Annotated in this window: 1 protein-coding gene; it reads right to left on the reverse strand. The window is 43.1% G+C overall.

Annotated features, from left to right (window positions below; translation table 11 throughout):
- Window positions 1-269 (reverse strand): glycoside hydrolase family 11 protein (locus tag SB658_RS24285; RefSeq protein WP_410602917.1); only part of this gene is annotated, 269 nt, incomplete at both ends.

Raw genomic sequence — 269 nt, forward strand, 5'->3', positions numbered from 1 at the left:
GGTGCCCCATGACTCAACAATGTAGTATTCAGCTAATGGAGATTGTGTCCAGCCATAGACACATAAGTAGGAATTCCCGCCTGGGTTAAAGGCTGCGTTGTAATTGATGGAGATGTTGCCAAGTTGATGATGAGTTTTAGTGGAATCAAACTTCTTCCCTTTTCGAAACAAAGCATTTCCGATATTGTTCCATTGCGCGCTAAATGCCCCGCCGTTATTGAGTGTCATTGCGGTATTTCCGTAATCCTTCCATAATTCAAAATCGTACC

This window comes from Bacillus sp. SIMBA_008, assembly GCF_046535495.1.
Taxonomy (GTDB): Bacteria; Bacillota; Bacilli; order Bacillales; family Bacillaceae; genus Bacillus; species Bacillus subtilis.